We start from the raw sequence: 25,646 nt of genomic DNA, 5'->3' as shown, positions 1-25,646 counted from the left end.
TGGCAGGAGTTATTCTTACGAATTAAGTCCCATTCTATTTAGAAATGCATTATCAAATATCGGAGGTTCCCCTTTTCTAATGTAATCTTTTACAAATTTGAAAACATCTAACCTTGACATTCCAAGACTTACAGAATAAGGTTCACCTAAAATGGTATTTTCAAGATATGTCCCATCAAAAAGTTCGGTTTCAAGACCCCAATGAAACATAGGAAATGTTTGTGTAGAGAAGTTTGGCGTAATGTTATAGGATTTGGTGTAATTAATCAACTCATCGAATATTTCATTGGCTTGAGGAGTTCTATGTGCAACAACTTCTACCATTACTGAGTCTTCAAATTGCTGCATACCAAAAAGAGTGTTTGTTTTTGGACATAATCTAATTGAGATATACCCAAGAAAGACTTTGTTTTGACTTCGGAAGTTTTCTATCAATCGCATAATCTCAACCGTATAACTGAATGCAACTGTAGAAGGCAATGCAACTTCATAACCTCTACCGGGGAAACCACCATCAGGCCAGCCTATTGCACCTACTTCATAGGAAAGCCCTGTAAAATCAGAAACTACTTCTTCATAAGTATTCTGTAGAGCATCTAAAATACCCTCTAAAATATCATCCAAAAATTTATGTCCTCTTCGCTTATCAGATTCATTTGTCTGATTCCACATAGCTTTAACTTGAAGGTGCGACATCAATGCAGATAATAGCATTGGTGAATTTGATAAGGCATTTGGAAAAGAAGGAATATGACCTGCTGTTATTGCGAGTCCAAGAGTATCCCTAGGTAAACTCATAAAATCTAATATTCTACCGACCAATTGGCCACCCATTTCAGCACTATCAGCACCTTCTGTCATTTTTTGAGTTAAAGAAGCAGGATAGGTTTCAAATAAAGTTGGCTGGTTTTTATCGATTGCTATTTTTTGTTCAAAAAATTCTCTGTTTACTATCCACGAGGAATAACTTAATGGATTAATAGCTAAGTCTACATATCTATTTTTTTCTTCGGGTATACCTGTGCCATTAAGACTTCCATCCTTTAAAAAATTTACAAGTCTTTCATTAGCCGTTGAATCTCTATTTTCCAAATCAGAAATGGACACATTCGCTTTTGAGAGGAGGTTTTGCCAACCCGTCGCGTTTTCATTGCCACAATATTTTATGGTTTTCTGTCTTACTGTAAATTGAGGAACAACATCCAAAACAATTGAATATGCAATACCAATAGCACCAAGAGATACCACCACAGTTTTTAAAAAATCTTCTGAAGTTAAGCCTGATAAGTTTGTTGTAGCATTATTAATAATATTAATGTTTCTTGTACCTAAAGCATTTTTTAATTCAATTTCTTCCATCACCTTATCTTTCCCTTCAATCCACCATTGTTCACCATTTGGCGCAACTAAATGAACCGCTTTTATCCTATCAACAAGAAGTTTATCCTTATACTCTCCCCCGTGTGTAGCTGTAGCTAAAGTTCCTGCTAATGTTGCTCCTGGTGAACCTCCACTAGCCTCAATTGCCATTCTTGGAGATTGATGGTCGAGAAGCTTATTCAAATCAGTCATTGTAATTCCTGCTTCAACCCAAAACCTATAATATGGTTTACCAAAGCTATCTTCGTAGTTAACTTCACCCAAATGACATTGCAAACTTGAATTAAGACCCCTTGTGTCTATCAATACACATTCGGTTGAAGCCACTGACTGTAAGTGAACCCCGCTTCGGACATCATTTCTAAGTTCGTTTAAGTTGTAATCGGAAGAGTGATTTAAAGATCTTGCCACTTCTTGCGGATAATTATCCATAGGAAGACCAAAATTGTTCATATGCCTGAAAACCTTGCTAAGGTCTACTGAATTACCTTTTCCTTTGCCGAAAATTGAAACCTGACTAACTTCATTTTGTTCTTGTAACGGAAGATTAATATCTGAAAAAGACCAACCACCACCTACAGCTTTAATAGTATTACCTTGATTGTTTTTAACAATTTCAATAAGCTCTTCGAGTGTTTTGGGTTTATTAATGTTGTAAGAAACAAATCCATAAGACCAAAACCAGTTATTCCACCAAGACCCTTCAATTTCTCCACCTATAGAGGGGTCATATTCAGAAACCCATTCTTCGGCAGTTGCAGAATTACTTCCGGAACCGCCAAGCTGAAATGACGGACTTGGCCAGTAGATAACTTTCCCACCGTGTTCGATGTTATTGTTAATTCGTATTTCACCTGAATTAGTTGCTAGTTTGGTCAAAGAATTTCCTGAAACTTTGTCTGTAATTAAGATGCCTTCATTAGCGCGAAATTCAGCATAAGAATCTCCATCAATTTTTCCATTCAATATTATTTTCCCATTGCTTCTTGATATAACAGAACTACTGTCATCAATTTCGTGGATAGTTATGTCCTTGAAAGCCGTTAATCTAACAGTAGAGCTACCATCTACGTGACCATCGATAGTAATAGAACCTCTTGTACTTATAAGTTCTACAAAACTACTTCCATTAATATCAGCACCATCACCATTATGTTTGTTGAATATGATGTCACCTTCTGCAATTGCAGTTAGACGTGAACTACCGTTTATATCACTAGAATGTATAGTGATATTACCGTATTTACTTATGAGATTAATCGAACTACTTCCATTAATGTTACCTTTCAATGTAATGTCATATGCCGCTTCGACAGCTAATGACGAACTTCCATTAATTTCTTCGTTAACAGTTACATTTCCTTGTTTTGAAATTAATTTTACCGAACTAGAACCATCCAAATTGCCAGTATGCTTTATTTCTGTTTCTGAAATGACTGTCAATGTGGAATCATCGATTCGACCAATTATAGAAGTTTCTCCAGTACTAATTAGAGTGACATCACTCCTATTATGTATTTCTCCATATAACTCGATATCGTCATCTTGAATTTCTTTATAAACTTTTTTATCTCTTAAATTTTCTGTGACTCTAAACGGCATTATCTTTTGATTTTGTTTTTTGTAATTCCTGCCAACAATAATATAAAAGACATACATCCTTTATTTCCCGTATATATTTTACGAATCTAAGGGATTTTTGATCAATTTAAAAGTATTTATTACTAGGAGGATGATGTTTGGTAGTTTGTATAAAGGCATAACCTTATAGTATTTAGATATTCTTTAAAAGAAGGTATCTCTAGTAAATATTTATCAAAAGAGTGAAATAACATACGAGCGGTTACCTTTACGTTGTATAAACACTTTACTAAATTTTAAAACGGTAATATAAAAGCCACTAAGTCTACCGGAACCTTAAAGTAGTTACATTAAAATAACGTACCGGATAAAAGATAATTATTTGGTTAAATACTGTTTACTATTTCATAAATAATGTACACCTTCTATATCCTACTTTTGGTCAAAAAAGAAAAGTATCCTCATGAAGAATCTATCATACATCACTTTAGCTATCTTTTTGTTTCTCTTTACTACTATACAGGCACAACATATAACTTATGGTAGAAACACCCAAAATATCACCAACTCCGTATTAGCTTTTAATCCTGAGTTAAAACCTTTTTATCACGGAGTAGCTTCAGGAGATCCTTTACCTGACCGTGTTGTTATTTGGACCCGGATAACACCCGAAATTGATGCTCCAATTGAAGTTACCTGGACTATGGCTACAGATTCTGAATTCATAAATATTGTAAAAACCGGTACTTTTACTACTTCTCAAGAACGGGACTATACGGTAAAAATTGATGTAGACGGGTTATTACCAGCAACTACTTACTTTTATTATTTTAATACTTCAAGTGCAAATTCTTTAATTGGAAGAACACGAACCTCTCCGCTACAAGATATTGATCAATTACGTTTTGCGGTAGTTTCTTGTTCTAATTATCAAGCTGGATATTTTAATGCTTACAAAAAAATAGCAGAGCGTAAGGATCTGGATGCAGTAATTCACTTAGGGGATTATATATACGAATATGGAGCTGGGCCCGGTACATACGGGTATGATGAATCCAGGGCAGATCGTGCTAACCAACCGGAAACCGAAATACTAGGTTTAATCGATTACCGTACTCGTTATTCGCTATATCGCCTTGACCCGGACTTGTTACGAGCGCACCAACAACATCCGTTTATTGCCATTTGGGATGATCATGAAAGTGCTAATGATGCCTACAAAGACGGAGCAGAAAATCATGGAGAAGATGGAAAAGATGAAGGGAACTGGAAAGACCGTAAAGCGATCTCTAAACAGGTATACTTTGAATGGATGCCCATTCGCGATCAAGCAAACTTTAATATCAACCGAACCCTGTCCTACGGAAACCTGGCAGATATTATCAATATTGACACGCGACTGGAAGGTAGAGACGAACAAATAAATGACGTTACGGATCCGCGATTATATGCAACTGATAGAACCCTTCTGGGTGAAAACCAAAAGAATTGGTTGTTTACTCAACTGCAAAATTCTACCGCAAAATGGAAAGTAATTGCAAATCAAGTAATCTTTTCAGAATTTAATGTAGGTTGGGCGGCACAAAGCCCTCAAACACCCGAACAGTTAGAAAGTATATTTCTGGATATCTGGGATGGTTACCCGGCAGAACGTGATCAACTTATAGATTTTATTACAGATAATAGTATAGACAATACGGTGATTCTTACCGGAGATTTTCATAGCACCTTTGCATTTGACGTGAGTAAAAGGCCTTCTGCTTTTAGCCCGGGAGCTCCGGAGAGTATTACGTATAACCCAACTACCGGAGAAGGTTCTATTGCCGTTGAATTTGCAACACCTAGTGTAACTTCCGCTAATTTTGATGAAAATATAGGAGCAGAAGCAGCTGCAGGAATTGAATTTCAAATTAATAAACCTTTTCCAAATACTGATACTAATCCAAATCCACATATGAAATATACGGATCTGGATCAACATGGCTATTTTATTTTAGACCTTACCGCTCAAAAAGCACAGGCAGATTGGTTTTTTGTAGAGGTATTAGAAGAAAATAATAAGGAAATAAACGGAGGTAATTGGTTTACTACAGATACCCAAAATCGATTGCAGGAAGCTTCATCGGCAAGTACCGAAAAGGAGAACCCACCCCCACTTGCTCCTTTAGAGGTTCCTAATTTTAATAATTTGAATGTTCAAGATATTATAAATAGTACTATCTCGGTTTTTAGCATGTATCCCAATCCGTTAAAGAATGATTCTCAAATTCTTACCATACAATATGGATTAACTAAAAAAAGTAAACTTTCTATTTCTTTACTGGATATCAATGGTAAATTAGTGGAAAAACTTGCCAACCAACAACCGATATCCCAAGGCATTCATCTACAAATATTTAATCTTACATCTACTGCTAAAGGGGTCTACTTTATACGATTTGCTACCAATAACGCTGATGATATTTTAAAGAAAATGGTGATCAACTAGTCATTGCTATAATACCAGGTATATCTTATAATTTATTTGGCGTTGTAGTACACTTTATTATATAGTTACTATATTAATAGTTATATGAGCCTCCTTATTAATTTAATTTACGAGAATGCGCAAAGTTGAAATTTTATCCATATGGTTGTAGACAAGCTCAAATATGCAGTTTATTGGGTTAGTAATTAATTATTGTTTTTTCATCTTAAGTTCACTTCAAAACACTAATAAGTTACCGAAAATCCCAAATCTTATAAAAATCAATTGCTTTTGGCGGTTTTTTATCAGTGGTTAATTGCCCGTGTTTAAGAAAATCGTTTAACTATCTTTATAAAGCAAATTCTGAAATAACCATTATTTTTGTTAGATGGAAAATAGTTTAGAGCATATTTCTGATATTCTACATAATATCAAAGGTAACGGCACCTTTGTAGTTTCCGGAGCAGAAAAAATTATATTACCTGGACTTCGTGTTAAAAATTTAGGCGAAATTAGTTTTCCGATTGATCCCGTCAAAGCAAAATCGTTAATTCAGGTATCGCACAAAGCTCCCTTTGGAAAAGGAAGCAAAACGATATATGATAATAACGTACGTAGTGCCTGGGAAATAGATGCCACATCCATTTCTTTTCATAATCCGGAATGGTCACCATATCTAAAAAAAATAATTAAAAAAGTTAAAAAAGGACTTGGTTTTGAAAAAGAAAAAAGTATAGAAGCTAATTTATATAAACTTCTAATATATGAGACTGGAGATTTTTTCTTACCTCACAAAGATTCTGAAAAAGAAAAAGGAATGTTCGGTACTTTAATTATCGGACTACCTTCTGATTATACAGGAGGATTGCTAAATATCAATTTTGATGGTAGAAATAATTCTATTGACTTTTCAGAAGCTTTCCAATCCTATAAAATTCCATATGCTGCTTTTTTTGCTGATTGTGAACATGAAGTTAAACCTATTCTATCAGGGTATAGAATATGTTTAGTCTATAATTTGATAAATAAAGATCAAAGTACAACCATACGAACCCCAAAATTTAGTTCACAACAGATTAAAATTTCGAAGCTGTTAATTTCATCAGAAAAACAATTTAATAAACTTCCCAAGGTAATTTTACTGGGGCACGAATATACTCCAACAAACTTCTCGCTACAAAATTTAAAGGGTCATGACAGACCCAGAGCCGAAGCATTATTAAATGCGACTAGACAAACTGATTATTACGCGAGTTTGGCTCTATTAACTCATTATCAAAATGGACAATTAGAATCAGACTATTATTATGAAGGTCGTTATAGTTATAGAAATCGGGGGTATAGAGAAGAACCGGACTACGATGGAACTATGGGAGAAGTTTATGATGAATACTCATACGTAGAGCATTGGAGTAGTACGTATCCCGGGTTAGGAGATCTTCATCTTGAACAAAAGGATATTATTACCGAATTTAACTTAGGCGATGGAGAACCAACGGAAAAAGAAGAAGAAGGTTATACGGGTAATGCGGGGATGTCTATTGAATACTGGTATCATTATGGGGCTATTGTTTTATGGCCAAAAAGCAGTCATATTTCAATTCTAAACAATAGACCTTTAGAAAATCGGCTGGAATGGATAGACTATTACATGAAGGAAAGTAAAACCCCCGATTCCGAATATACTGATATTATAAAAGAAATATTATTAAGTTTTGTTGATTATGATTTTGAAAATTTTAATCGTGGCCTTGATGTTAAAACCCTTACCAGGGCATTGTGTTTTGTTAATGACCCAACTTTAATTCAAAATTTAAACAATGTTTTAAATGCTTTATTTGACACTATTGGAGCAGAGAATTGGATGGCTTTAATAGAAAAATACCAACTTAGTATTTTTAAAAATATCTTTATATCTGCCGGAAATTCTAGCAACCTTTATAAAATTGGGGTTCTTTTAAGTGTTCTAAAAAAATTAGCACTAGAAGAAACAGAAGAGGATTTAGAACTTTTGGAACTTATAGATAATATCCCAAACTACATCAGCACTAATAATATACATGTCGTAAAAGACTCTTATTTATATTATGGAGACCGCTCAGTAGGTAGAACCGAAGTAGCATTATTTCTGATACTTGATCTTGTAGTACTAAGTAATTTTAAAGATGAAGATAAAAACTGGGTTTTGAATGTTCAAGAACAAATTACCAAATCTTTATCTAGAAAATATCTTAATAAAGTTTTAGTCCCAGCACTTTTAGAATCTAAAAACAGGTCTTCTTTATTTTATAAATTATTAGATCGTTGTAAACAAGAACTTTTAAATAATACAAAAGAAAAACCACAACCACCTGAAAACTGGATTCGAAAAGTTCCTAAAACCGAAAATCATACGAAGGTTTGGGAAATGTTAACTCCTTTTCTAAATTCTCCTATAGATTTTGTGTATGAATATAGAGCAAATCAACAATTAAGAGAAGGAGTGGAAAATGCCCTCGGAAGTGTAACTATTGATCTAAAAACAGAAACTATTAAAAAAGGAAGCCCTTATACTTTGAAAATTACTAAAACACAACAAGAATATAAAAGATTATTGAAACAATGGAATAAAGATAAATCGCTCTTACATCAATTAGAAAAATTTGCCTAATTTGATTTTTGTTTTACAAAAGCGGAAACAATTTAATTTCCCAAACTTTTAGTATGCTAATAAAGGGTTATGCTACATATAGCTAAACGAATATAAAATAGCATAGAAGATTTATAAAGAGAAAAATTGAAGATCAAGGCAAAAACACAGGCATAGCCTTAATTAAGAGGTAGTGTAAATTAAACTCTGTCTGAGTTATTTTTTCTTATCCATTTCAAAATTAGTCGAAACTTGTTTTCGACTGATTTTGGAATGCGACCTAGCGTCAGCGACACGTTTTGATTGGTTTTTACCAATATCCAGGTCTATCCTATCCTCAAAGATAATATAAAGTTGCTGTATGGTAGAGCTCCAGTTGTGGAGAGGGCTTGTCCACTTTTTCTGGATGTTCATCGTAGCAAGGTAAACGAGCTTGAGCAGTGCCATATCATTTGTAAAGGCACCCTTGGTCTTGGTTACTTTGCGTACCTGGCGATGGTACCCCTCTACAGCGTTGGTGGTATAGATGATTTTTCTAATAGGTGCTGTATACTTAAAGTACTGTGATAGATGCTCCCAGTTGTTTTGCCAACTTTGAATGACTACCGGATATTTTTCTTCCCACTTGCCCGATAGCTTTTCCAGTTCATCCTCTGCCACTTGTTTATTTGTTGCCCGATAGACTTTTTTAAGGTCCCTCATAAATTCCTTTTGATCCTTTGAAGCTATATACTTTAAGGAGTTACGTATTTGGTGAACGATACAAAGTTGAACCTCAGCTTTGGGGAAAACACCGAGTATCGCATTAGTAAATCCTTTTAGGTTATCGGTACAGGCTATCAAAATATCTTCAAGCCCCCTATTGTTAAGGTCGGTGAGTACCTGCAACCAGAAGTTAGCACCTTCGCTCTCAGATAAGTATATCCCTAGTATTTCTTTTTGCCCCTCTTTGTTAATTCCCAAGATGTTGTAAAGTGCCTTGTGAACGATCTTCCCTTCTACTTTAACCTTGTAGTGCATAGCATCTAACCAGACGATGCAGTATAAAGGTTCTAGAGGACGGTTCTGCCATGCTTTTACATCCGGAATGATCTTATCTGTAATCTGGCTTAGCACGGTATGGGAGATCTCTGTGTCGTACATCTCTTTGATGTGTGAAGAGATATCACGGTAGCTCATCCCCAGGCCATAGAGACCGATTATTTTATCTGAAAGGTTGTCTGCCAGGATACTTTGCCGCTTTTTGACCAGCTCTGGTTCAAAGCTACTGAGACGATCTTGAGGGGTTTCAACATCAAAAGTCCCAAAACCGCTCTTGATGGTCTTCTTGCCCTTGCCATTACGTTTGTTTCCTTTGGAACGTTCAACATCGTCCAGGTGACCTTCCATCTCAGACGCTAAAGCCTTCTCAATAAAACTTTTAAGCATTAGTGCAAAAGCACCATCTTTACTAAAAAGACTCTTACCAGACATAAATTGCTCTAGTGCCTTCTTCTCTAATTCTTGTTGTTCTTGTGTTGTCATAATATCTCATTAAAATTAAACTAAAATTTTAATCAGACAGAGTACAGTTTACACTCTCAATTAAGACGAGGCTTTTTAATGTAGAAATTCAAGTTTTTATATAAAGATTCATATTATTTTATGTTGATTTAGCTATATGTAAGAAGCATTTAGAATTTTTATATTTTACTATGTAAATCTTTAGGTAAAATCTTTTCAAGTACTATCTTTTGCTCCTCTTCTAAAACTAAAAATTTCCAATTCGATTTGCCATTTTTAGATATTGCGTAAGCATTTTTAGAAGTTTTTATTTCAAAAGAATCAGTTCTACTTTTATAAGCAACATTGTTAGAACCAAATCCTTTTTCCAAACTCAATTTTATTAAGTTTATTCTAAAAGTCTTTTCATCTAAGGTTTCATCTGAAAAATCATCCAACATTTTAATACTTGTTACCGTAGAATATGTTATAAAGGAATAATATTTACGCTTAATTTTAACAGATTTTTCTATACTTTCAATTCTTGGATTTTTAAAGTTCATTTCAACATCCGGAATATTTAAAGCATTTTCCATAACTAACAACATTTGAGATCTTGGGAAAATATCAAAAAATTCAGAAGGCATATAATCCATTGATTCTTCAAATTCTTTATTAACTATATGTTGAAGGTACTGTTTTAAATCTTTTTTAATTTGTTCATATTCTTTTGATGAAGTTACTTTAACTTTTATTGGTTTAGCTTTTACCACTTTTCCGTTGAAGTAATAGGATGGAGGTGTAATAGTAAAAGTACCACTATCAAAAGGTTCTAATTCAAATAGACTTTTTTCATTACCTTTTAAAACTTCCTTGTCTATATAAGATAATGAACTTGAAATTTTCCTTGCTTTAAAATCAGAGTATTTAGGTATATTTATGGAGTCATATTTAGTATCATACTTAATAGAAAAAAGGACTTTAATAGTTTCCCCTAACTCATAATTAGTTCTTTCTAATTAAAATTCTGCCTTTTGAGCAGTAATTACATTTTGAACTATTATTAAAAAAAATATAAGTAGTTTTTTCATTCTTAATTCATCACTTACTAATATAGCTTGCAAAAAGCAAATACCTTTTATCTTGCATATAGCTAAGATTTTAAATCATTTTTAAATTTTAAGACTGCACTTACATTTAATGTCAAATAAAAATTCCGACCAAATTTTATTTGACCGGAATTTCGTTTGATTGTGGGCAATGAGGGATTCGAACCCCCGACCCCTTGGGTGTAAACCAAGTGCTCTGAACCAACTGAGCTAATTGCCCGCTTTGCTGATTGCGGTTGCAAATATAAACTTGTTTTTAGCTTTCACCAAAAGAATACCTTGTTTTTTCTAATATTTTTTATCCCTCCCGATAAGACCCCTTCTTTCAACTATTTAGTCCTAAATTTCTTTTCTACCAACAAATTTACCCAGTTATCTTCACTTACAGCCATCATCGTAAATACATACTCCGTATCCGGTTGTAAAACAGGCATAGTCCTTTTATTCGTAATATTTAAAACTACATTATCCAGGTTGTAAAAAGTAAAATTCTTTTCTATGGTATAAGTCCCGGAAATCAGGTTTCCTTCAGTATCTGATATGATCTGAAAGTAGATCACATTTTCTTTAATCCTCCCATCTTCCCAGGTAAATACCGGATTTACCTGGTTTTCCTGGATGTTAACCAGATCTGCATTAACCTCCGTAGGTTTGGGGTTAATTTTTAACCGAATCGGATTACAAACGTGTAATTTCCCTTCGGTTTTATAGGTTACAATCCCCATACGTTCGCCTTTAAAAGGAGTACGCGTAAACTTCCGTAAGTATCCGTTAAAAATAGGTTCGTCTGGCAGTTCTTTTCTTTTATACTTGTTGAAATTCACAGAATCGGCTATGCTCTCTGCTTCATAATATCTAAAATCAGTAGCACCTTCAATCGGATAGTAAAATATCGAAGTAGGAATAGTGGCATCATTAAATAACCCTTCTTCTCGCCCACCGGCGCAGGCAATCAAATCTGTAAGTTCCAGTGCATCGTTTAAGGCAATATAATCAGCTAATACGTCTTCTTGTAGCCTTACTTCGTCATCATTACAAGCATAACTGATACTTAATAATAGTAGTACTAAAAGATATTTCATACTCTTTTAATTTTTAGCTTCTTATAGAATAGTCTTTTTAAAATAAGAATACTTTCAGATATCTGTTACATTTTACGCACTATTAATTGGTAAAGACTTAAAATTACTATCTTTATAAAAACCAAGAGACAGGAACCAGGAGACAGGACTATTACTCAACTGAATAGTATTCACTGTAAAAGGATGCTTAGTTCAAAACAAGTATTAACTAAACCTGTATAAAGCATAGTAACATAAGGTGACTTCAAACTTTAACATGATTGAAGGCTACTTTTACTTTTTTAAAGCAATTTTTTTAGCGTAAATATTTGTTTTCGATATAATAAACAGTCTTGATTCTTAATTCCAGAAGCGATAGCGAGCTGCCCGTCTGCAGACAAGTCTTGAATCTTTACCGGACACTAATACTTAAAAATACAAATATTTCACGGAGAAAAGCTAGAGCTATTAAACCACCTCGGCGACTACAAAAGTACTGCCCCCGATAAAAAGTACATCCTCTTTTTTAGCTTTTTGTAAAGCATATTGATATCCTTCCTGAACCGTTTTAAAACTAAATCCTTGCAGACCGCATTCGCTTGCTTTTTTTTGTAAAATAGTGGCTTCCAAGGCACGTTCTAAATTGGGCTGTACAAAATAGTAAATCGCTTTTCTAGGGAGTAAGGGTAACATTTGGGCTAAATCTTTGTCTTTTACCACGCCAAAAACAATATGTAATTCTTGAAAGGTTTCTTTTTCCAATTGGTTAACAATTGCCGTAATTCCATCGATATTATGCCCGGTATCACAAATCACCTTAGGTTGCTTTTGTAAAATTTGCCAACGACCTAACAAACCGGTATTTTTAATTACTTCAGATAGCCCCTTGCTTATAGATTGCTCCGGAAGATTCCAGCCTTTCTCTTTTAGCACTTCAACTGCCTTATTCACCGTTTGCAGGTTTTCCCGTTGGTAACTCCCCAATAAATCTGTTTGGTACAAATTGTTCTTAGAAGTTTCCGTAAAGTAAATCGGACTATGATTTTCTTTAGCTTTACAAAGAAAAACGGGATTTGTTTCTGGTGTTTTTCTGCCTATGACTACAGGAACGCCCGGTTTGATAATACCAGCCTTCTCCCCTGCAATGGCTTCCAGCGTATCCCCTAAAATTTGGGTATGGTCAAATCCAATATTGGTAATTATTGAAAGTTCCGGGATAATAATATTAGTAGAATCTAAACGTCCGCCCAGTCCGGTTTCAATAATAGCGATATGCACTTTTGAGGTAGCAAAATAATCAAACGCCATCCCTACCGTAAGTTCAAAAAATGAAAAGGAGTTCTTCGCGATAAACTCATAGTGACTTTCTATAAAATTAACAACGGCTTCTATTGAAATCGTCACTCCGTTAATACGTATCCTTTCCCGAAAATCTTTTAAATGAGGTGAGGTGTACAATCCTGTGGTATAACCTGCTTCTTGAAAAACAGAAGCTAACATATGACTGACCGAACCTTTCCCATTCGTACCGGCAACATGTATAGTTTTGATGTTTTTTTCAGGTTGACCTAAATAAGAAGTTAGCTTTTTAATATTAGAAAGGTCTGCTTTATAAGCTACTTTTCCTTTGTTCTGGTACATAGGTAACTGCCGAAACATCCAGTCCAGTGTTTCCTGGTAATTCATTGCCAACTATTCTGATAATTTAAACTGGTAAACAATCGTACCAATTTGTTTTGCCGGGGCGTTAGGATCACTATTAAATTTGGTTGCTAATGCAGCTCTTTTTGCAGGCGCTAACAGACAACTTACGCTATTCGTAGTTCCTTTGACTCCCGGAGTAGCTTTAATCACTTTTCCGCTTTGGTTTACCTCTATCTTTACCACTACGATTCCGGCCTCGTTACAATCCTGGACAAATTTTTCTTTGTTTAAAGCTTTCCGACCCCCTAAACGGTAATTTCCGTCACCATCCAGTCCTTTTCCCGTTCCGTAATAGGATTTTGCGTTGGGGTCACCGTCCGGACTTCCTTTATCCCCCGCAGTGGCATCATCTCCTTCACCCCCTTCTGTAGTACCATCACTCTTTGGACCATTTGCAAAGCTATCTAGGATGTCCAGAGTGGATTTATCCGGTTTAGGATCCGGCTTCTTTTCTTCTATTTTTTCTTTAATTTCTTCCTTTGGTTTTTTAGCCTCTTTTACCTCTTCTTCTACGGGTTTTGGTTTTTCCTTCGGTTTCTCAATTTTTTTCTTCGGAATTTTTTTCGGTTTTTCTTCGATTACCGGGGCATCTTCTATATCCTGAGTAACTACTTCGTCCGTGATTTCTGGGTCTTCTTGTTGTTCCGGCGGAGTTACCGGGGTTACTTCGGGGGTTGTTTGTTTGGGTGAAGATTTAATGGCTTCCGTAGGTTGTTGTTCTCCGGAACCGGTTAACGTAGTCCCAAAGTTTACCGCAATGCCTCCTTCCAGTTCTTCGTCAATCGTACTAAAACCCAGATAAAACAATAGGAGAAGCAACAAAATATGGATGATCGTCGTAAGAATAAATGACTTCTTTTTATATTTTGTATCCAGTTTTATCATATAAATTATTCCGGTTTAACGGCTAAAATTACTTTGTATTTATTCCTATTAGCAATATCCATCACACTTACCGCTTTTTCTATTGGCACCCCTTCTTCCGCCCTTAAAATTATGGTCGGTTCGTTTTGGCCCACTAATTTTGACTTTAAGGTAGACTCTAACCTACTCTGGCTGATACGCTCATTATCCACATAATATTGCAACTTATTAGTAATACTTACCGAAATATTCTGAACGTTAGAACTCTTTCCGTTGGCTTTGGGTAAAATCAAATCCAAAGCCTCCGGGGTAATAGTGGGTGACGTCAATAAAAAGAATACCAATAATAAAAAGACAATATCCGTCATGGACGACATACTGAATTCTGGGCTCACCTTATTTCTTCCTCTGATGTTCATACTACGCAGGTTCGTTTAACAGGTCTAAAAAGTCAACTGCTGTGGCTTCCATCTGGTGTACCACTTTATCCGTTTTTACAACCAGGTGGTTGTATCCAATATAAGCTACGATCCCCACTACCAATCCGGCTACCGTCGTGGTCATTGCCGTATAAATCCCTTCTGCTAGCGACCCCATATCGGCACTACCCGAACTGGATGCCAGGTTATGGAATGCAAGAATCATACCTATAACAGTTCCTAAAAATCCAATCATCGGTGCAGCACCGGCTACCGTTGCCAAAATACTTACATTTTTTTCTAATTTATACACTTCCAGACGTCCGGCATTTTCAATTGCCTTGTTGATATCTTCAAAGGGATGGCCTATCCGCGAAATCCCTTTTTCGGTCAACCGGGAAACCGGGTTGTTTGTTTGCGCACATAATATTTTTGCGGCTTCGATCTTACCGCCGGCTACATTATCCCGGATTTGATGCATAAAAGTTTCATCATATACCGAGGCAGCTTTAATAGCAAAGAGCCGTTCGAAGTAGATATAAACAGCAACAAAAAGCAGTACAAATAAAATAGCGATAATGACTACTCCCGCCGTTCCGCCGCTGATAAGCAGATCGATAATGGACAGTCCATTCTCTTCGGTTGCTACATCAACTTCTTCGGCAGTCTGTAATATAGTTGACATTAAAAGCAGGTAATTCATAAAAAGGTCGTATTAAATTTGGTCTTGTAATCCATAACGTAAGTAATAAAACTAAAGTATGCTATAGGTGTAATTTAGCACTTAATTTAGAGTAAAAACATCACCCCTAATAAACCAACACCTCCTAAAACAATGGTGTAAGGCAATGCCATTTTTACCATACGCCCGTAGGACAAATCAATTAACGGAGCCAGGGAAGAAGTTAGTAAAAACAAAAACGCTGCCTGCCCGTTTGGTGTGGCCACACTTGGTAAATTGGTACCCGTATTAATAGCAATAGCCAACTTCTCAAACTGCTCCCGATCTATCACCCCGTTATCAAAGGCTTGTTTTACTTCTCCTATATATACCGTAGCGACAAAAACATTATCACTAATCATGGATAACAGGCCGTTTGCCATATAAAACATAGAGGGTTGCTGTTCTAAAGGTAAACTTAATGCCCAATCTATAATAGGTGAAAATAAATGTTGGTCATGAATCATAGCCACTACTACAAAAAAGACAACTAATAATCCGGTAAAGGGTAAAGCCTCTTCAAAGGCAGGGCCCAGGTGATGTTCTTCGGTAATTCCCATAAAGGCAGTTTGTACAATGATTAAAGCCAACCCGATAAAACCAACCGGAGCAATGTGTAAAGCTAATCCGGCAATTAATAAAATAGCTGAAACACCCTGGATAATTAATCCGTATTTGGCTTGGTCAGAACGTTTTTCATCTTCTTCTTCCGTATAATTCTCAATAATTTTCCTAGCCACTTCCGGTAGTTTTTGTCCGAACCCAAAAGTCCCGGTTACTTCTAGAATTACCGTAGTTAGAAGCCCTGCTCCTAATACTGGTAAGGTAATATGCGCCATTTGTTTAAAAAACTCGATAAAATCCCAACCCATTCGCTCTCCGATAAGCAGGTTTTGTGGTTCTCCTACCAGCGTACAAACCCCGCCAAGCGCTGTTCCTACCACTCCGTGCATAATTAAACTTCGTAAAAAACTTCTAAACTTTTCAAGGGTTTCACCACTTAAGTCTTTTCGATCCAGCGTTCCGTCCGCATCATAATCAGCGATAGGCATTGAGTGTATTTTATGATAGACTCCATAGAATCCAACGGCTACACTAATTAATACCGCAGTTACCGTCAAAGCATCCAGAAAAGCAGATAAAATAGCGGCTAGAAATACAAATAGTAAGGATAAAACCAGTTTGGATTTGATCTTTGTAAATACTTTACTAAAAATATACATTAGTAAAGGTTTCATAAAATAGATTCCGGCTACCATAAAAACTAACAAAAGTACAACCTCCAGGTTCTGGTCTACTTCATGGTATGCATTTTCAGGTGTCGTCAGGTTTAAAGCCAGGATTTCTATGGCTAAAAGACCTCCCGATTGTAGCGGATAACATTTTAAAGCCATAGCCAGGGTAAAAATAAATTCGGCTATAAAAATCCAGGCGGTGATTACAGGCCCCAGAGTAAAATAGAAAACGACATTGAGTACTAAAAAAGCAATCATGGTCATTTTAAACCATTTCGGACTTTTACCTAAAAAATATGTGAACATAATAAATTATTTATTCGTTTTATAATAGTTGTTTTAATGCAATTTCAAACGCGGTTTGACTAATACCCGTCGCTGCATTATTGTTCTTTTTAAAGACTTTTTCTAAGGCTTTGTAAATCGTATTTGAAGTATCTTTAAAGATCGCTTCATCCGTCATTGATACCCGACGTTCCATAAAGTAAGCAAACACTCGCGCCATCCCGCAATTTGAGATAAAATCAGGTATCAAGCTAACTTTATCATCTGTATATTCCATAATAGGTCCAAAGAAAATTTCTTTATCGGCAAAAGGTACATTTGCCCCACAAGAGATTACTTCCAGTCCGGTAGCGATCATGGTACTAATCTGATCTTTGGTAATTAACCGGGATGCTGCGCAAGGCATAAAAATCTCGGTAGGTAATGACCAGATTCTCTCATTTATTTCTTTAAACGGAATTAATTGATCTGCCTGTAACTTATTTCCGTTTTTATTTAAAAACAACCTTCGGATATCATCATGGGTAAAACCTTCTTCTTTGATTAGACCACCGGCATGATCAATAACACCCACAATTTTAGCACCCATTTCAGAAAGGTAATACGCCGCTGCCGAACCCACGTTCCCAAAACCCTGTACAATAGCCCGTTTGCCTGTTATGGATTTTTGTGATAGTTCGTAAAAATGTCGAACGGCTTCTGCTACTCCGTACCCGGTAATCATATCTGCCACCGTATATTTTCTGCTAACATCAGGAGAAAAAGTAGTGTTTTCTAACACTTTGATAACACCTTGACGTAATTGCCCGATACGATTGATTTTATCAGCTTCGGTAGGTTGAAAATGACCATTAAAAACACCTTCCTGCGGATGCCAGACCCCGCAATTTTCTGTTATAGGAATTACTTCATGGATCTCATCTACATTAAGGTCTCCTCCGGTGCCGTAATAACTTTTTAATAATGGAGAAACCGCTTTATACCATCGTTCCAGCACCCCTTTTTTACGGAGATCGTTAGGATCAAAATTGATTCCGGACTTGGCCCCTCCTATTTCAGGTCCGCTTACGGTAAACTTAACTTCCATGGTTTTAGCAAGGGACAGGACTTCATTCATATCAAGCCCTTTTCGCATTCGGGTTCCACCTCCGGCAGCACCCCCACGTAAAGAATTGATAACTGTCCATCCTTCAGCTTCGGTTTCACTGTCTTTCCAGTTAAAAACTATTTCCGGTGCTTTATTTTCGTATGTTGTTAAAAGTTCTTTCATGTGAAACTGGTAATAATTTAAATAATAATTAATATGCTGGCATTCCGTTTAAAAATGTTTTAAAATCATGTTTCCCCCACAGGGGTTACTGCTGTAACATATCATTTACTATTAAAACTATCGACCTTCACAAATATAGAAAACTAAACATGGGAAGGCCTAACTTCTTTTCTAAATTTTAAACCGGAAGTTTATAAATACTTACCAGTGGTGCATTTAAATAATAATAATTGTAAAATCCGTCAGTTCGAGTACTTCGACCAAAGGAAGAAGTGTATCGAGAACAAGGATTTTAGTCAAAAAAGCTATTCTCGATACATTTTTTCTTCATTTCATTACGAAAAAATACTCGAATTGACGCTTTTTTCTCTAAATGTACCGGAGGTAAATACTTGTTAATAGGTAAAGAATGAATTTTGGTCAAAAAATAGAGAAGATCCTTAGCTAATTCTCAGATTATCCTTTATGCCAATCCATATAAAGCAATTAAACACTATCTTTGTTACTATGCATGCATAATAAATTTAGTTTCATTTATGGATTTTACACTTACCGAAGAACAATTGATGATCCGGGATGCAGCCCGGGATTTTGCTAAAAGCGAATTACTACCCGGTGTGATAGAACGGGATACGCATCAGCAATTCCCTACAGAACAGGTAAAAAAGATGGGGGAGCTTGGATTTTTAGGAATGATGGCTTCTCCGGACTATGGCGGCGGCGGAATGGATACGCTTTCTTATGTGCTGGTGATGGAAGAACTTTCTAAAATTGACGCTTCTGCCTCAGTTATTGTTTCGGTAAACAACTCCTTGGTATGCTGGGGGTTAGAAACCTACGGTACGGAAGCACAAAAGGATAAATATCTAAGAAAACTGACTACCGGTGAATCAATCGGAGCGTTTTGCCTTTCTGAACCGGAAGCGGGAAGCGATGCTACTTCTCAAAAAACAACGGCTATTGATAAAGGGGATCATTATATCTTAAACGGAACTAAAAACTGGATTACTAACGGAAATTCTTCAGATTACTATCTGGTAATCGCTCAAACAGACAGAGAGAAAAAGCATAAAGGTATCAATGCCTTTATCGTGGAAAAAGGCTGGGAAGGTTTTGAGATCGGCCCAAAGGAAGATAAACTGGGAATTAGAGGAAGCGATACACATTCGCTTATTTTTAATGATGTAAAAGTGCCTAAAGAAAACCGGATTGGAGAGGAAGGTTTTGGTTTTAAATTTGCAATGAAAACACTAGGCGGTGGCCGAATCGGAATTGCAGCACAGGCTTTAGGAATTGCAGCCGGAGCTTATGAATTGGCTAAAGAATATGCCAAGGTAAGAAAAGCTTTTGGAACCGAGATTATCAACCATCAGGCTATCGCTTTTAAACTGGCAGATATGTACGCCCAAATTGAAGGAGCCCGTTTATTGGTATACAAATCTGCATTAGACAAAGATACCGGCAACAACTACGATGTATCCAGTGCCCTTGCAAAACTAGTGGCTTCTCAGGCAGCAATGGATGTAACGATTGAAGCGGTGCAAATTCACGGCGGTAATGGCTACGTAAAAGAATACCACGTAGAACGCTTGATGCGAGACGCAAAAATTACACAGATTTATGAAGGTACCAGTGAGATACAAAAGATTGTAATTTCCCGAGCTTTAAGTAAAGAATAGGTTATTTTACCATCCAGTTTTAGTAGGTATAAACTTTACAAGTTTAATCTTCATACCCGTATCAAAAGAAAAGCCCGGATGCCTAATAAACTTAGTTTATAGATATCCGGGCTTAGTATTTATAAAAATCAGAATTAGTTGCTAGTTACTTCAGGTTTTATTTTCTGATAACAAACTTTTTAACAATCGCTGTTCCATCCTTTAATTCCAGGTTTAAAAAGTACAGACCATTAGGTAAAGAGCCTACGCTAATAACTGAATTGTTTGAGCTATCTCCTGTTAAAGCACCTTTTTTAATAGTAGCTCCTGTAATTGCACTTATATGATAATCTATACTTTGCCCTTTATAGTTACTTATATTTAGGTTTAAAACATCCTTTGTGGGATTAGGAAAAACCAAAATATCCTCTGCTCTTATACCCTGATCTAATAAAGGGAAAGTTTCCAGAGTAGCCTTTGCAACCGAAGCAGCCACAGTTGGAGCAACTAAGGTTGGATCAAAAGGCTTGATGTTTGTGATATAGATGGCATTGTCGTTGTAATCACAAGTCCCCCCACCGAAATCAGTACAATTACGGGCAAAGTCCATCGTTACAAAATACTCATTTTCTCGAATGCTACCGTCCGGATTTACAATTTTATATGCCCTAACCTCCAGGTCTGGAGGTAGTCCTGTATTTACATCTATTCTTCCGGAACCTAAGGTGCTTCTATTCTGAATCTCAATAGCAAATGGTGAACTGACATTCTTAGATGCAAAGACTAACGGATCTGTTATGGAATTATCTCCAACTCTAGGAAACATAGCTTGATTCCATGCTACTGTTCTTGTAAAAGAAAACCCGTCTACCGTGACTTTTTGATCATCTATTAACTTTACGGTTTGGCTACCATTACCACTAAATCCGTTTACAAAGAAAGAAGTTACTGGTTGAGAAAGATCCGCCTGTACCCATAATTGCGAAAGCTCCAGGTCACCCTGATCTCCGGACGCTATAGAAGCAGCCGTAGGATAGGCAGATTTTAAACGCGTTCCGTTTCCGGTAATTTGCGTAGCAAAGCCTAATAATTTTACAATATCCCTGGGTTTTGGCTCCCTGCCACCACAACATGCCAACTGAAATTCACCTGCCAGAACTACACTTGCTACCGGGGTATTCATATCATTTGAAATAACTGAAAAAGTAGCTTCTACCAATTCATTTTCAGTTCCTTCCGATTTGGTAAATATAACCGGAACGTCTCTAAACTCATTTACACCTAAGGTGAATCCATCAGCATCTACGGGATTTATAAGTTCAAAGTCATTAGTAGAAATGGTAACCGAATCCACTTTTAAGTCAGCATTACCTACGTTATGAACCCTAATAATATTCTTATCGGTAGTTAGAAACCTTCCTGATTTTAATCTATGAAAAACTACCCTATCATTGTACGGAAAAGCGATATCTGTTCCGGGAACTTTAAGCATGTTTTCTAGGAATATTTCAGCAGTATTGGGATCTTCAATAATAGAAATTGTTATAGAGGCTTCTTCGGTATTTCCTACAGCATCCGTAGCAATGGCTTTTAAAACGTGTTCACCTACAGTTAATCCGGTTAAATCATTTGGGGCATTGTCACCACCAAAAACATATGGAGCGCTCGTAACTGTCCTTACCAGGACATCATCTACAAATAACTGAACATCAGTAATATTTTGATTGGTACTGGTTGCGGTTATTTCAACAGTAAACAATTCTCCTTTTGAAAATACGTCATCGTTCACCGGAGTTGCAAATGAAACTGATATCTCATTTTTATCTACAATAGCTACCGGTTTGATATTAGACACTACGTATATGTAATCTTGATAATCTCCATTACTTGCTTCTTCCATTGTAAACAAAAAGGTATTTGGAACTGTATTTCCTTCTCTATTTACTATTGGATAGATCCGCCATGCATGCGGAACGGGTAGATTAGCATTTAATTGATCCTCCGTATAAAAAGTTTTGTTCCCTTGAGTACTACCGTAAAAGCCAAAGGAATTGCTAATGTTAAACAAGGTACTACCCGTAAAGGAAGGAAAAAGAGTTTGTGAATTAGCAGACGTATTAGTAAGGACAATCAATTCGGTTTCAGAATCAGGGATATCTGATAAATAATACCCAAAACTTGCTGCCTCTATGGGTGAATACCGACCCACCGGAGTTAATTTGATAGGCATAGAAACTTCTGCCTGTTCAAAAACCGAATTTGCAATTTCATCTCCAAGTAAATCACTAGTAATAGGATAACTTAATGTGTTTCCTCCGGTATTTATAGGATATCCTAAGACATTTACAATTTGTTGTAAAAATGGTTCTTCTCCAGCAGCAAAACCTCCTTTACTTAAACCGTATAAACCAACAGTTTGACTTTCTTCATTTGCAAAATTCAAGGTAAGTAAACCACTTAAATCAGCAGGAGTTGAACCTGTATTAAAATTTATAAATATGTCCAAAGAGCTATTGGGTTCAATAGTCAAAGGTAATGCTATGCCGGTTGTACTAAAGTTACTAGCATGAATACCAGAAATTACTAAACTGTCCAGTACAATAGCTTCTGTTTTTCGGTTAGCGATGGTAACTTTTTTATTTGGTACGGCTCGATTAATAATACCTTCAAATATTAATTCTTTTGAAGATATCTCTACTATGTCAGTATCCGGATCTACATTTAAGCCATTATCTTCAAGTTTAAGTAAAGTAATCTTTCCGTCCTGGGTAAATTCGGAAACATAAATATTACCGGTATTGGGATCTTCTATTAAATCCAAAGGGTTTTTAAGTCCGGTTAAACCGGTAATGCCAGTCTTACTAGTTGCGATATCATCATTAGGTCCGTTAGGATATAGTACTATCAAATCATCGCCATTACTATATCTACATACAATGATAGCTCCCTGCAATAAACCGGGAGATTTATATTCTATTACCCCATTAGGAGACTTATTAAATTCAAAATCATAGGCAAATCCAGTATAATTAACGTCAGGTAAAATACCGGTCGGATACTTACTGGTACTTAGTGATCCGCTATTTAATACATACTCTCCTCTAAGCGGATTAGGGTGTCCGAAATAACCTATACTTGCACTTGGGTCAATCTTAAATAAAAAGTCCTTTTGAGTATCATTTCCAACTGCCCTGGGGATTACAGATCCACTGTAAAAATCGCCATTAGGTCTTCTTGTTCCTTCTACTGATGGGGGACTAATACTTCCACCGGCAGTTCCATTAGTTGGCACATAAATTTTTCCGTTTGAATGATACACCAGGTCATACGCATTTCGTATCCCGGAACCTGCAATGGTTAAAGGAGAATTGACAGCATACGGATTATAGGTTCCATCACTCATGCGTATGGAGTTTACCGGAGCATTACCAATTACTTCTAATACATCTGTGGTTTGTACATCTAGCGGTAAAGTAGCAGGTAATAAGCTTAGGTCTAATTTTAAGGTTGCAGCAGATAATAAACGTTCCGGACGCCTACCCCACGCGCCATCAGCATCTCCTCCCGCACTGTTACTACCTTGATTGAAATAGAGTACATTCGGATTATTTGGGTTAAAAATGATACTATTGGTTAAGTGATCTCTCACTGACCTGGGCAGGTTAGTCAGAATTGTTTCATGGTTTTCAAGATTAGCACCAGTTAACCTAGATAATTTACCATCCCAGGGTTCTCCACCGCTAAAGGTAAATGAAGCATGACTTACATAAGCTATCAAATTTTCAGGGGTAGACCTGGGATCAAAAGCCAGACCTATGGCTAATCTGGAATTACCAAAAGCATCGTTCAACCCGGTTAAGGTTTGCTTATCAAGTAAAGTTCCATCGGTCCCTATAGTCCATCTATCAATCTGCCCGGCAATTCCTAATCCGTACAACTTACCATCCGGTCCAATAACCAGTGAAGAATACCTTCCTTCGGCAACACTACCCTGATTAGAAAATGCAACATTTTCTAATCCTACCACTTCCTGAGAATTACCAGTATCCACAGGTATTCCGTCCCCGGTTATAAATTCTGCTACATAAGGATAAATGGTTGCCCCAGCCAGGTCTTTAACTCCTTCTATAACGTATACATAACGGGTATTAGGTTCTAAAGAAGTGGTTGCAGTAATATTAATTGCATCACCACCACCGGTACCATTGATATTAGCAGGAACTGGTATCGGCACTCCATTTTCAACTTTAAAAAGTGCCACATTGTTTTCTAAACTTTCATTATCCAGACTAGTCGCTCCGTTACTACTTACATTTGGAAAAGAAAGGAAATTAGCAGATATGGAAGTATCCAAACTAACATCGGTAGCTCCATCCAGGGGTACTGATCCTATTACTGCAGGAAATTGCAGACCATCATCAGATTGTACGACCACAGAGTTAAGTTTTGCATTAAAACCGTTACTACCGTCTATAGTTAATCGACCGTCCGTAACGGTAATTTCTGCCACTCCGGTACGTGTTCCAAAACCACCATTAGGTGTGTAATCAATAACGGGCACCCCCTCTGCGGTAATTAAGTGCCTGGTTCCTTGTATGGTTTCCGGTTGCGGATCACCTGCCTGTACAATCACTCGATAAATACCGTTGGGAACTTCTACCTCCCATTTAAACTGTGGGGCAGTTCCCAGACGGTTCATCTGCATAAATGAATTTCTTATTACGTCAATATTAAAGATTTTACCCCTGTCTGCGCCGGCAATAAAAGCATTACGAGGACGGTTATTAAAAGAAGATAACCATCCAAACGTCAGGCTGTCCTTCACACCATAGCCTCTTCCGAAGTCTTTTATAAAACCTTCTGGCCGTGCTGTCCTCCTGTTCCCAAAGTTAAAAGCATAATTTATACTAGGAGTACCGGTTACAGGATGGGTACTGTTTCCATCTACAAACTCAATATTTCTAAAAGAAGAATTTACTTGACCTGTAGCAGCATCGTTGTCATTGATAAATACAATAAATTTGTAATCCCCGGTAATAAATTGTCCTATGGGAATAGAAAAGGATTCGAACTCTCCGCTCCCGGTATATTGAAAATCCCTGTTTGCCACTCTTTCCGGAACATTTTGAGTTCCATAAAGTTTAAAGCGATTTCCGGCAAGTCCGGAAGGCACATTATTGTTAGATACTCCAATACCATGCTCCTCTCCCAGTTGTGTAGAGCGAAATTCAAATTTTAGTACCGTATTTTCATTAATCTGTTGGGGTAATGCAAACATATTCCAACCGTTCCCGTTGATCGTTATTCCTTGTTTATTAGCATTTATAAGTCCTTTGGCTTGACCCTGTCCAATAACTAATTGTTGCCCCGATTCGTCCAATTCTATAAATGAATTAGTGGTTTGAGCCTTACTGTTTTTATGCAAGCCTTCAGGTAGTAAATGACTTTTGCCATATACTGCGATGTTCAACAGGCATAACAGGTTTATTAGTAGAAATAGTTTGTGCAAGGATAAAAGTAGGCCCTTAGAGTAAGCGCCCCTTTGATTTGAAGTAAAAGTAATTTTCATCATATGATATTTAATTTGTTACATTATTAAAAATTTATAAATGCAATTACTCGGATCATATCAGATACTAATTTTGTAAGCTTTCAGCCTTAAAAAAGTAGAGTGTACGTCCTACCTTTCTAACAAAAAATTCAATTTGTCTGACTTTCTGTTAAAGAATACGTGGAGTTACTAACTTTTACTTTTTGAAATCAAAACATCTAAAGACTTCT

The 25,646-nt window shown here is 36.4% G+C and carries 13 protein-coding genes, 1 tRNA gene and 2 pseudogenes; 3 read left to right on the top strand and 13 right to left on the bottom strand.

What is annotated here, in order from left to right:
- Positions 1-15 precede the first annotated feature (15 nt).
- Entirely contained in the window at positions 16-3,039 is a 3,024-nt protein-coding gene (locus NBT05_RS07880; RefSeq protein WP_265772942.1) for an FAD-binding protein, read from the bottom strand.
- A gap of 385 nt (positions 3,040-3,424) precedes the next feature.
- Between NBT05_RS07880 and NBT05_RS07875 the strand changes: the two genes are divergently transcribed.
- Positions 3,425-5,449 carry an alkaline phosphatase D family protein gene (locus tag NBT05_RS07875; RefSeq protein ID WP_265772941.1) on the top strand — a complete coding sequence of 675 codons (2,025 nt, stop codon included), beginning with the start codon at positions 3,425-3,427 and terminating at the stop codon, positions 5,447-5,449.
- 367 nt (positions 5,450-5,816) lie between these two features.
- Complete coding sequence (locus NBT05_RS07870) at positions 5,817-8,078, top strand: hypothetical protein (protein ID WP_265772940.1); 2,262 nt, start codon at positions 5,817-5,819, stop codon at positions 8,076-8,078.
- Between the two features lie 303 nt (positions 8,079-8,381).
- Here NBT05_RS07870 and NBT05_RS07865 read toward each other — a convergent pair.
- The 11 genes and pseudogenes from NBT05_RS07865 to NBT05_RS07820 form a co-directional block, all read right to left on the bottom strand.
- A pseudogene (locus NBT05_RS07865) lies at positions 8,382-9,581 on the bottom strand (IS256 family transposase); the annotation flags it as partial.
- A 158-nt stretch (positions 9,582-9,739) separates the two neighbouring features.
- Positions 9,740-10,312 carry a hypothetical protein gene (locus tag NBT05_RS07860; protein ID WP_265772939.1) on the bottom strand — a complete coding sequence of 191 codons (573 nt, stop codon included), beginning with the start codon at positions 10,310-10,312 and terminating at the stop codon, positions 9,740-9,742.
- Positions 10,313-10,339: 27 nt separating this feature from the next.
- Positions 10,340-10,507, bottom strand: a pseudogene (locus NBT05_RS18450) (hypothetical protein); the annotation flags it as partial.
- 286 nt (positions 10,508-10,793) lie between these two features.
- Positions 10,794-10,868 (bottom strand) — tRNA-Val (locus tag NBT05_RS07855).
- Between the two features lie 109 nt (positions 10,869-10,977).
- On the bottom strand, positions 10,978-11,730 hold the full coding sequence (locus tag NBT05_RS07850) for a hypothetical protein (protein ID WP_265772938.1): 753 nt from the start codon (positions 11,728-11,730) through the stop codon (positions 10,978-10,980).
- 447 nt (positions 11,731-12,177) lie between these two features.
- Complete coding sequence (locus NBT05_RS07845) at positions 12,178-13,395, bottom strand: bifunctional folylpolyglutamate synthase/dihydrofolate synthase (protein ID WP_265772937.1); 1,218 nt, start codon at positions 13,393-13,395, stop codon at positions 12,178-12,180.
- A 6-nt stretch (positions 13,396-13,401) separates the two neighbouring features.
- The gene (locus tag NBT05_RS07840) at positions 13,402-14,298 is read right to left on the bottom strand and encodes an energy transducer TonB (protein WP_265772936.1); all 897 of its coding nucleotides are present in this window, start codon (positions 14,296-14,298) and stop codon (positions 13,402-13,404) included.
- A gap of 5 nt (positions 14,299-14,303) precedes the next feature.
- Positions 14,304-14,696, bottom strand: a complete 393-nt coding sequence (locus NBT05_RS07835) for an ExbD/TolR family protein (protein WP_265772935.1) — start codon at positions 14,694-14,696, stop codon at positions 14,304-14,306.
- A gap of 1 nt (position 14,697) precedes the next feature.
- Positions 14,698-15,381 carry a MotA/TolQ/ExbB proton channel family protein gene (locus NBT05_RS07830; RefSeq protein ID WP_265772934.1) on the bottom strand — a complete coding sequence of 228 codons (684 nt, stop codon included), beginning with the start codon at positions 15,379-15,381 and terminating at the stop codon, positions 14,698-14,700.
- Positions 15,382-15,485: 104 nt separating this feature from the next.
- Positions 15,486-16,958 carry a sodium/proton antiporter NhaB gene (gene nhaB / locus NBT05_RS07825; RefSeq protein ID WP_265772933.1) on the bottom strand — a complete coding sequence of 491 codons (1,473 nt, stop codon included), beginning with the start codon at positions 16,956-16,958 and terminating at the stop codon, positions 15,486-15,488.
- Between the two features lie 19 nt (positions 16,959-16,977).
- On the bottom strand, positions 16,978-18,207 hold the full coding sequence (locus NBT05_RS07820) for a Glu/Leu/Phe/Val dehydrogenase dimerization domain-containing protein (protein ID WP_265772932.1): 1,230 nt from the start codon (positions 18,205-18,207) through the stop codon (positions 16,978-16,980).
- Positions 18,208-18,743: 536 nt separating this feature from the next.
- Here NBT05_RS07820 and NBT05_RS07815 point away from each other — a divergent pair.
- On the top strand, positions 18,744-19,886 hold the full coding sequence (locus tag NBT05_RS07815) for an acyl-CoA dehydrogenase (protein WP_265772931.1): 1,143 nt from the start codon (positions 18,744-18,746) through the stop codon (positions 19,884-19,886).
- Between the two features lie 157 nt (positions 19,887-20,043).
- Here NBT05_RS07815 and NBT05_RS07810 read toward each other — a convergent pair whose 3' ends face one another.
- Entirely contained in the window at positions 20,044-25,335 is a 5,292-nt protein-coding gene (locus tag NBT05_RS07810) for a T9SS type A sorting domain-containing protein (RefSeq protein WP_265772930.1), read from the bottom strand.
- Positions 25,336-25,646 lie beyond the last annotated feature (311 nt).

The sequence above is a fragment of the Aquimarina sp. ERC-38 genome (assembly GCF_026222555.1).
Lineage (GTDB): Bacteria > Bacteroidota > Bacteroidia > Flavobacteriales > Flavobacteriaceae > Aquimarina.
The sequence above is the reverse complement of the archived record's forward strand: the minus strand, read 5'-3'. Positions and strand labels throughout refer to the sequence as shown.

Coding starts and splice junctions, on each gene's coding strand:
- NBT05_RS07815 (WP_265772931.1), top strand. CDS start 18,744: ATGGATTTTACACTTACCGAAGAACAATTGATGATCCGGGATGCAGCC.
- NBT05_RS07845 (WP_265772937.1), bottom strand. CDS start 13,395: ATGAATTACCAGGAAACACTGGACTGGATGTTTCGGCAGTTACCTATG.
- nhaB (WP_265772933.1), bottom strand. CDS start 16,958: ATGTTCACATATTTTTTAGGTAAAAGTCCGAAATGGTTTAAAATGACC.
- NBT05_RS07875 (WP_265772941.1), top strand. CDS start 3,425: ATGAAGAATCTATCATACATCACTTTAGCTATCTTTTTGTTTCTCTTT.
- NBT05_RS07830 (WP_265772934.1), bottom strand. CDS start 15,381: ATGTCAACTATATTACAGACTGCCGAAGAAGTTGATGTAGCAACCGAA.
- NBT05_RS07870 (WP_265772940.1), top strand. CDS start 5,817: ATGGAAAATAGTTTAGAGCATATTTCTGATATTCTACATAATATCAAA.
- NBT05_RS07840 (WP_265772936.1), bottom strand. CDS start 14,298: ATGATAAAACTGGATACAAAATATAAAAAGAAGTCATTTATTCTTACG.
- NBT05_RS07835 (WP_265772935.1), bottom strand. CDS start 14,696: ATGAACATCAGAGGAAGAAATAAGGTGAGCCCAGAATTCAGTATGTCG.
- NBT05_RS07850 (WP_265772938.1), bottom strand. CDS start 11,730: ATGAAATATCTTTTAGTACTACTATTATTAAGTATCAGTTATGCTTGT.
- NBT05_RS07820 (WP_265772932.1), bottom strand. CDS start 18,207: ATGAAAGAACTTTTAACAACATACGAAAATAAAGCACCGGAAATAGTT.
- NBT05_RS07880 (WP_265772942.1), bottom strand. CDS start 3,039: ATGTATGTCTTTTATATTATTGTTGGCAGGAATTACAAAAAACAAAAT.